Genomic DNA, 8,641 nt, shown 5'->3' with positions numbered 1-8,641 from the left:
GCTTTCATCCGATTGAAGAAATAAATTTTAATTTAGCTATCTAGCTATTATTTCTAGGGTGGGCACTATTAACTGACCGATGTAAAAAAGCCCAATTTTGAATTTTTGGCAGTGCTTACCCTACAGTTATCAAAACTCATATATACCTTTCGGCTGAAATATATAAATTGTTTTTGCTTAATAAAGCATAATTAATCAAACGCTCACGCTGTATTAAATTTTAATTTTCAATTTTTAATTCCGCCTTGCGGTACTAGGAAATACCTACTCTTCAAGTCGATATTGTTAAATATTAACGGTGTACAATATGCAAAATGTTGAGAAACTTAACTTTCAACTTACTGATGAATTAGCAGTTTTGCGGCAACGGGTAGCTGAGTTAGAGCAATCAGAGATATTTTATCAACAAAGGCAAGCAGCACTTGAAGAACAATTAACAGAACTAAAAAGAAAGCTGGCAGTAGAAGCAGAAAATACTTATATTAAAGTTAAAGAAACATCTGTGCATCTCATGCCTACAGAGATAGCAGTAATTGTAGAGCAACTCCAACAAGAAATTGCGGCGCGTCAGCAGTTAGAAGTAGTCCTTAGAGAGAGTGAAGAAAGGCTGAGGCTAGCTCTAGATGTATCCCAGATGGGCTTGTGGGATTGGAATATTATTACCAATAAAGTCATCTGGTCAGAAAATTATGAACTGCTTTTTGGTTTACTTCCAAGTAGTTCTGATAGTCCTTATGAGACGTTTAAGAAGTGCGTTCATCCTGAAGATAGCCAATCTGTAATGCAAGGGATCGCTCACGCTTTGACACAAAAGACTGACTACAATGATGAATTTCGTATAGTTCGCTCAGACCAAAGTACACATTGGATCTCTGCTAACGGAAAATTTATCTATAACGCTCAAGGGCAAGCGGTGCGAATGATCGGCGTTTGTATGGAAACTACTGTGTGTAAGCAGGCAAAAGAAAGCACTCGCGAACTCACAACACAAGTTCAAGAACAAGCAAATATTTTAAATGCCATCCTCACTGCTTCAGTCGATCATATTTATATCTTTAATCGCCAAGGTTGTTATCAGTATGTCAGCCGTGATGGAGCAACTATACTAGGTTTAAATCCCCAAGATATTGTCGGCAAAAGTTTGCCAGAAATGGATTTACCCACCGACCTAATAACCCAGGTAGAGAATCAACGAATTGCTGTAATGAAAACTGGGCAACCGATTAAAGATGAGTGTAAATATGTTACTCGTGATGACGTACATTATTATGAATATATTCTCACACCATTACGGAATGTTGACCAAGCTATTGAAGGCGTAATTACTGTTTCTCGCGATATTACCGAACACAAACGGGCAGAAAAATCATTACGCGAAAGTGAAGCACGGTTTCGGCGTTTGTTTGAATCTAACCTGATTGGAGTCGCTTTTTGGACTGTAGATGGTTTCATCATTGATGCCAATGATGCCTTTCTTCAACTAGCTGGCTACACTCGTGATGAGTTTGCTACTTTAGGTCGAATTAATTGGAGAGAACTTACTCCTGTTGAGTATCAGGATTTAGACGATCGCGCCCTTTTGGAGGTGCAAACCACTGGAATTTCCAAAATTTACGAGAAAGAATACATTCACCGCAACGGTAAACGAGTACCAATTGTTTTGGGGATAGCTTTGCTAAATGACTCCCAAGACAACGGTGTTGCTTTTGTACTGGACATAACTGAGCGCAAATTGGCTGAAAAAGAATGCGATCGCCTACTCGACTGCGAAAAGACAGCACGACAACAAGCAGAAATCGCCAACAAAATTAAAGATGAATTTCTGGCGGTTCTCTCCCATGAACTGCGAACCCCACTCAACTCCGTTCTGGGATGGTCGAAAATGCTGCGGACTCGCAAGTTTGATGAAAAAACTACTCATCACGCCTTAGAAACCATTGAACGCAACGCCAAGTTACAAACCCAGCTAATTGAAGATTTGTTGGATGTGTCGCGCATCCTTCAAGGAAAATTAAACTTGAATATCTGTCCAGTTAGCTTGGTAATGGTAGTTGAAGCAGCGCTAGAAACAGTACGACTAGCAGCACAAGCCAAGTCAATTGAGATTCAGACCATATTTGATGCCAATTTGGGACAAGTGATGGGCGATCCAAATCGGTTGCAACAAGTCGTGTGGAACTTGCTTTCTAATGCGGTAAAATTTACACCAACAGGAGGACGGGTAGAAGTTCGACTCATGGAAGTTGGTAATCAGGCTCAAATTCAGGTCAGCGATACAGGTAAGGGAATTAGCCTAGACTTTTTGCCTTATGTGTTCGATTACTTTCGTCAAGCTGATGGCACAACTACACGCACATTTGGTGGACTAGGTTTAGGACTAGCGATCGTGCGTAAGGTTGTAGAAATGCATGGGGGAAATGTTCAAGCCGAAAGCCTTGGAGAAGAATTGGGTGCAAGCTTCACTGTCGAGTTACCGCTTTTGCTTAGAAGTGAACAGTTTCGGGGTGAAGAGAATCAGTCTTCATATTCTGAGCCGGAATCCTCGCTGCTTGCGGACACTCAAATTTTGGTAGTGGATGATGAACCAGATATCCGCGATTTAGTTACCTTTATTTTGCAAGACTACGGTGTAGAAGTAACCGCCGTATCATCAGCACAGGAAGCACTACAAACGCTGTCTGAGTCGATACCCGATGTTTTAATTAGCGATATTGGAATGCCAAAAACAGACGGTTATATGCTGATGCGTGAAGTGCGATCGCGATCCCCTGAACAAGGAGGAAACGTACCAGCGATCGCTCTGACAGCTTATGCAGGAGAAATGAATCAGCAGCAAGCATTAGCCGCAGGATTTCAAATGCATATCTCCAAACCAGTAGATCCAGATGTATTGGTAAAGGCGATCGCTGATTTGATAAAGTAGTCATTAGTCATTAGTCATTAGTCATTAGTCATTAGTCATTGGTCATTGTTTTTTGGTATATACGGAGTGTTTGGTTGGAGAAAAAAACTTCTGTTGAGCAGATCGTGAAAGAAGCCTTAACTTTGCCCAGTGCAGCGAGAACATTGTTGGCAGAAAAGCTGATTGAAAGTCTTGAATTTGATGTAGACGAAACACTCCAAAAACTGTGGACAGATGAAGCCAAGAAGCGTAGAGATAAAGTTCGTAGCGGTGCGGTTTCACCCATTCCTGGAGAGGAAGCGTTAGCTAGAGTAAGACAACTTTTGGAGTAATGAAATACGTCTTTCATCCAGCAGCATTGAGTGAATACGGAGAAGGGGTTAGGGGATGAGGGCAAATTTTGCGACAATACAGTTCAGAATGAGCAACAAAATCCAGATTGTAGAGACGCGATTTATCGCGTCTTGAAAGGTCAATCGCATTGTCAGCCAAAACAATCGCATTGTTAGTCGAAACAATCGCATTGTTAGCCGATGCAATCGCATTGTTAGTCGATGCAATCGCATTGTTAGTCGAAACAATCGCATTGTTAGTCGATGCAATCGCATTGTTAGTCGAAACAATCGCATTGTCAGTCGAAACAATCGCATTGTCAGCCAAAACGCGATCACTCATACTCAGGAACACTACTAAAGGTACTAGTTATCCCTTTAAAAATCGCTATAAGATGACAAAAAGGGTCTTCTACGTTTAGATGGAAATGACTGAGCAACATGATTCTCAGCAATTGAGTAAACCAACCGACAAAACGATTACCAAGTCGATCGATAATTCCTGGAAAAATCAGATTGCTGGTGCGTGGAACAAAGCAACAACACGTCTAACACAACACCTACCCGTAGAACAACTGGCACAGACAGTTGTGGAATGGTTTAGTGTGAGCGATACTCAGGTTGCAGAGATTTTAGAGAAAATCCGAGCCGAACTGCCAACCACAGAAGCCCTCTTAATTGGTAAACCCCAAGCCGGAAAAAGTTCCATTGTGCGGGGATTGACGGGAGTTTCTGCTGAAATTGTCGGTCAAGGATTTCGCCCACACACGCAACACACCCAACGCTATGCCTATCCTTCAAATGAGGTACCATTACTGATTTTTACTGATACGGTGGGGCTGGGTGATGTCAAACAAGATACTCAAAGAATTATTCAGGAGTTAGTTGGCGATTTACAACAGGAAACTCGTTCCGCCAGAATCCTGCTTTTGACTGTCAAAATTAATGATTTTGCAACTGATACCCTACGACAAATTGCTCAACAACTGCGCCAGAAGTATCCAGACATTCCCTGTCTGCTGGTAGTTACCTGCTTGCACGAAGTTTATCCTGGCGATACCGTCGATCATCCCACCTATCCGCCAGATTATCAGGAAGTCAACCGCGCATTTGCCGCAATGCAACAAGCCTTTGCAGGAATAAGCGATCGCTCTGTACTGATTGACTTTACCTTAGAAGAAGATGGCTACACTCAAGTATTTTATGGGTTAGAAGCACTGCGAGATTCCTTAGCAGAACTACTCCCACAAGCAGAAGCCCAGGCAATTTATCAGCTATTAGATCGAGAAGAAGTTGGGAAGCAAATTGGCAACCTTTACCGAGATACTGCACGCCGTTATATTTTGCCATTTGCGATTATGTCTGCAACTCTTGCCGCCGTACCTCTACCATTTGCCACAATGCCCGTACTCACTGCTTTGCAAGGATCAATGGTGGGATTGTTGGGTAAATTATATGGGCAGACACTTACCCCATCTCAAGCGGGAGGCGTTGTGAGTGCGATCGCAGGTGGTTTTTTAGCACAGGCAATTGCCAGAGAGTTAATTAAATTTATACCAGGTTTTGGAAGTGCGATCGCTGCTTCTTGGGCAGCTGCCTATACTTGGGCACTAGGCGAAGCAGCCTGCGTTTACTTTGGCGATTTAATGGGAGGCAAGAAACCCGATCCCCAAAAAATTCAATTGGTGATGCAAGAAGCATTTAAAGCGGCGCAAGAACGGTTTAAGGGGATTAAACGCTATTAGACATCTGGTGAAATTAAATATAGCAGTTCTCATTCAGATGCGGTACAACATTATATCGCGGGGTGTAGGGGCACGGCAGTGCCCATTGGTGTGAACTTAACCTCACATGGTTGTAGCACATACGTTTTACCCCCCTTAGTCCCCCCTTATTAAGGGGGGAAACAAGAAACCTAGTACGCCACGGCGTAAATAGAGCAACCATTTCAGATCCCTAAAAAGCTTATTCCCTGACACTTTTAACTTTTGACTTCCGCCTTGCGGTACTAGACTCATATTAAATATTATTACAATTATTTAGCAAGACTTTTTGCGATCGCGTAACCGCCCACCGTAGGCGATCGCATTGAGCAACATTATCAGGACTAGCTCTGGAGCGTTTTCTGAAAGAGAGTCCAGTATTGGTGATGGTTCGTGGGCTTTTAGAGAAAGCATTATGTCCCGAAACCCAAATCTTTGATGAAAACCTACAGCTGATAAGAAGCCGTTAAAGCCACTGCCAAAGCATCCGCAGCATCATCCGGCTTAGGAATTTCATCTAAATCCAACTCCCGCGCCACCGCTTCTTGCACTTCTGACTTATCAGCATTGCCATAGCCTGTTAAAGCTTGTTTAATTTGAGCCGGAGTAAACTCTACATAAGGAAGACGACGCTGCCCCAACACTAAAATGACTATACCCCGCGCCTGTGCAACCAGGATAGTACTTGACATCCGATAAAAGAAGAGTTTCTCGATCGCCACTAAATCTGGTTTAAATTCCTCCATCACGGTGTGTAAATCATCAAACAAGGTACATAAGCGCTGTCCCATTTCTACATCTGCTGACGTTTTAATTACTCCAAAATCCAGCATATTTACTGTAGTTTCCTGCACCTTTTTGAGATTTTGTGTGCAGCTAATTGCCCCAAATCCTAAAATTGCCAGTCCTGGATCTAATCCTAAAATTCGTTTTTCCATTCAATTTACTTTTACCAAGCCAGGGTTATTGTTTAACTAGAAATCCTGGCAATGTTCACGACTTGCTCTTAGTCTAATAGGATTGATAAATATAATAGTTTCACGCCTGGTGTTTTAAACCAAGCGGTGTAGATTTTCTGTTAATTATTGTTTGTAGCACTGCTCCAAATCAGGTATGTCAATTGGTTTTCTCAGACAAGCCCTCAACGCCCTGCAAAAGCAGTCGCGCTCTCGTACTTCCTATCGGGTTAACCAGTGGTTCAAATGGTTATCCCCTGGACTATCGGTAAAACGTTGGTTGTTAATTAGTGTTGGGGGTGTACTGCTGGCAAGTTTGGGGTTAGCCATTTGGATTAAGCTAACCCCAATTTTTTGGATGATTGAGTTGGTTAGAGGTTTCTTGGGAGTCATCACCAACCTCTTACCGAACTATATCAGTGGGCCTTTGGTGCTGCTTGGCGGCTTGCTGTTGGTGCTTTGGGGGCAAACTCGCACCGTAGGTTCAATTACTAAGGTACTAAGAGCAGAAGGCGGAGAGGAACTCATTGATGTCTTGCTGGCTCATCGTCGATTGTACCGAGGCCCAAAAATAGTGGTAATTGGTGGTGGTACGGGACTTTCTACGTTGTTGAGGGGACTGAAAACCTACAGCGCTAATATTACTGCAATTGTCACTGTCGCCGATGATGGTGGATCTTCTGGGCGTTTGCGTCAAGAGTTTGGAGTGCTACCACCAGGAGATATTCGCAATTGTTTGGCTGCACTAGCAGATGAAGAAAAGTTATTAACAGAATTGTTTCAATACCGTTTTCGGGCTGGAGATGGGTTAACTGGTCACAGTTTTGGCAATTTGTTTTTAACGGCAATGAGTGATATTACTGGAGATTTAGAACAAGCAGTTGCAGCCAGTTCTAAAGTGCTAGCGGTGCGAGGACAAGTACTACCAGCAACTCTCAGTGATGTTCGCCTCTGGGCAGAATTAACCGATGGTCGTCGTATTGAGGGGGAGTCTAGTATTCCCAAAGCTGGTGGTAAAATTGTCAAAATTGGCTGCATTCCGGCTAATCCTCCGGCGGTGCCAGCAGCTATTAAGGCAATTAAAGAAGCTGACTATATCATTATTGGCCCAGGTAGCCTTTATACAAGCCTAATTCCTAATTTATTAGTACCAGAAATTGCCGATGCGATCGCTCAATCAGATGCCCCCCGTATTTATATCTGCAATATCATGACTCAACCAGGAGAAACTGAAGGCTACACTGTTGCCGATCACATCAGAGCAATTGATGCTGCTTGTGGACAAAGACGACTATTCGATGCTGTATTAATACACAAAAAATCCCCTTCAGAGCAATCACTTATCCGCTACGCCCAACAAAACTCCCATCCCGTTTTCCTCGATAGAGAAGCTGTAGCTCAACTAGGACGACGGATTGTTCTAGCTAATGTTTTATATGAAGATGAAACAGGCTTTGTACGTCACAATCCGCAGAAACTAGCACAAGTGTTATTGCGGTGGTACGGTAGAAGTCAGTCGCTTCTCCTGCGAAGACGCTATGCGAACGGGGAATTGAAAATTCAAAATTCAAAATTCAAAATTAAGTGAAGATTAAAATTTGCCATTTGTCATTTGTTTAGACTAATCAGTAATGCCCAATATCTCAATCATGAAAATTTTTCTTGCAGATACAGAAGCGACACTGCGCTTAGGTATTACTCTTGGCGAATCCCTGACACCTGGCAGTGTAATTTTACTAGAAGGTGATTTAGGCGCTGGTAAAACTACTTTAGTTCAAGGCATTGGTCAAGGTTTAGGAATTGTTGAACCCATTGTCAGTCCCACTTTCACGCTGATTAATGAGTACACGGAAGGGCGCTTTCCTCTTTACCATCTGGATTTATATCGCTTAGAACCGCAAGAAGTTGCAACCCTAAATTTAGAAAGTTACTGGGAAGGTGTTGAAGTGATACCAGGAATTGTGGCAGTTGAATGGGCAAAACGATTGCCCTACAAGCCAGATAGTTATCTGAGCGTGAGTTTGACTTATGGACATGAAGGCACTCGTCAAGTCGAACTTACACCATTTAATTGTGCCATTAGCAAAGTCATTGCCGCGATTTAAGCTCATCTCCTGACTTAAGTACGAGAGATTTCAATTTTTTGATCGCCACACTCAAAAATTCTTACAAATAATCGAGAGAGAAGTTTACACTCGTCCTATCTGCCACTACCACGTTCGCCACTGTCAGTTACTAACATTGTTATCTCAACTAAAACAAAAATATTTAATCAGCTTTTCTTGAATAGAAAACTGGTAGTCAGCAAAGCTGACGCCTGTCCCTATAAATTGAGGAAAGTTCGCAATACACTGGCTTTTTTTAAAAGGGAGACTATTTTTTCCTTCACTCCCTTAAATCTAGGCGAAGTTATATTATCCGAATAGTATTAAACCTAAAGTCATTCTTAACTAAACGGGATATATGAATCGAGCAAGTGCAAATAAACTGTTGTTGGGGTCAATAAGAGTTTTGAGAGAACTTAGTCAGCTTCGATTGAACCCGATTAGTTCCCTACTGTGGTTTAAAGATGGAATCTAGATTATTTAGCAGCGAATGCTAGTAGAAAAAGTTAAACAATTATAAATTTATGTATAATTTTAACTTTTCTCACACTTAGTATTCCCAAGTTAAGTTCACAATCTATAC

General features: G+C 42.2%; 8 protein-coding genes. 6 read left to right on the top strand and 2 right to left on the bottom strand.

Features of this window, described 5'->3' with window-relative positions:
* The first annotated feature begins 307 nt into the window (after positions 1 to 307).
* From IQ229_RS04375 to IQ229_RS04360, 4 genes are all read left to right on the top strand, one after another.
* The gene (locus IQ229_RS04375) at positions 308 to 2,923 is read left to right on the top strand and encodes a hybrid sensor histidine kinase/response regulator (RefSeq protein ID WP_194041615.1); all 2,616 of its coding nucleotides are present in this window, start codon (positions 308 to 310) and stop codon (positions 2,921 to 2,923) included.
* Between the two features lie 104 nt (positions 2,924 to 3,027).
* On the top strand, positions 3,028 to 3,234 hold the full coding sequence (locus IQ229_RS04370; RefSeq protein ID WP_194041613.1) for an addiction module protein: 207 nt from the start codon (positions 3,028 to 3,030) through the stop codon (positions 3,232 to 3,234).
* A 148-nt stretch (positions 3,235 to 3,382) separates the two neighbouring features.
* The gene (locus tag IQ229_RS24805; protein ID WP_409339891.1) at positions 3,383 to 3,595 is read left to right on the top strand and encodes a hypothetical protein; all 213 of its coding nucleotides are present in this window, start codon (positions 3,383 to 3,385) and stop codon (positions 3,593 to 3,595) included.
* A 67-nt stretch (positions 3,596 to 3,662) separates the two neighbouring features.
* On the top strand, positions 3,663 to 4,979 hold the full coding sequence (locus IQ229_RS04360; RefSeq protein WP_194041609.1) for a GTPase family protein: 1,317 nt from the start codon (positions 3,663 to 3,665) through the stop codon (positions 4,977 to 4,979).
* 294 nt (positions 4,980 to 5,273) lie between these two features.
* On the opposite strand, the gene IQ229_RS04355 is transcribed toward IQ229_RS04360, so the two are convergent.
* The gene (locus IQ229_RS04355; RefSeq protein ID WP_194041607.1) at positions 5,274 to 5,411 is read right to left on the bottom strand and encodes a hypothetical protein; all 138 of its coding nucleotides are present in this window, start codon (positions 5,409 to 5,411) and stop codon (positions 5,274 to 5,276) included.
* Positions 5,412 to 5,443: 32 nt separating this feature from the next.
* Positions 5,444 to 5,935, bottom strand: a complete 492-nt coding sequence (gene ruvC / locus IQ229_RS04350; protein ID WP_194041605.1) for a crossover junction endodeoxyribonuclease RuvC — start codon at positions 5,933 to 5,935, stop codon at positions 5,444 to 5,446.
* Between the two features lie 175 nt (positions 5,936 to 6,110).
* Between ruvC and IQ229_RS04345 the strand changes: the two genes are divergently transcribed.
* Positions 6,111 to 7,541: a gluconeogenesis factor YvcK family protein gene (locus IQ229_RS04345; RefSeq protein WP_228013110.1), complete on the top strand. Its 1,431-nt coding sequence runs from the start codon at positions 6,111 to 6,113 to the stop codon at positions 7,539 to 7,541.
* A 61-nt stretch (positions 7,542 to 7,602) separates the two neighbouring features.
* On the top strand, positions 7,603 to 8,058 hold the full coding sequence (gene tsaE, locus IQ229_RS04340; RefSeq protein WP_194041603.1) for a tRNA (adenosine(37)-N6)-threonylcarbamoyltransferase complex ATPase subunit type 1 TsaE: 456 nt from the start codon (positions 7,603 to 7,605) through the stop codon (positions 8,056 to 8,058).
* The last annotated feature ends 583 nt before the right edge of the window (positions 8,059 to 8,641 follow it).

This window comes from Nostoc cf. edaphicum LEGE 07299 (genome assembly GCF_015207245.1).
Classification (GTDB): domain Bacteria; phylum Cyanobacteriota; class Cyanobacteriia; order Cyanobacteriales; family Nostocaceae; genus Nostoc; species Nostoc edaphicum_B.
The sequence above is the reverse complement of the archived record's forward strand: the minus strand, read 5'-3'. Positions and strand labels throughout refer to the sequence as shown.

Coding starts and splice junctions, on each gene's coding strand:
- IQ229_RS04375 (WP_194041615.1), top strand. CDS start 308: ATGCAAAATGTTGAGAAACTTAACTTTCAACTTACTGATGAATTAGCA.
- IQ229_RS04360 (WP_194041609.1), top strand. CDS start 3,663: ATGACTGAGCAACATGATTCTCAGCAATTGAGTAAACCAACCGACAAA.
- IQ229_RS04355 (WP_194041607.1), bottom strand. CDS start 5,411: ATGCTTTCTCTAAAAGCCCACGAACCATCACCAATACTGGACTCTCTT.
- ruvC (WP_194041605.1), bottom strand. CDS start 5,935: ATGGAAAAACGAATTTTAGGATTAGATCCAGGACTGGCAATTTTAGGA.
- IQ229_RS04345 (WP_228013110.1), top strand. CDS start 6,111: ATGTCAATTGGTTTTCTCAGACAAGCCCTCAACGCCCTGCAAAAGCAG.
- tsaE (WP_194041603.1), top strand. CDS start 7,603: ATGAAAATTTTTCTTGCAGATACAGAAGCGACACTGCGCTTAGGTATT.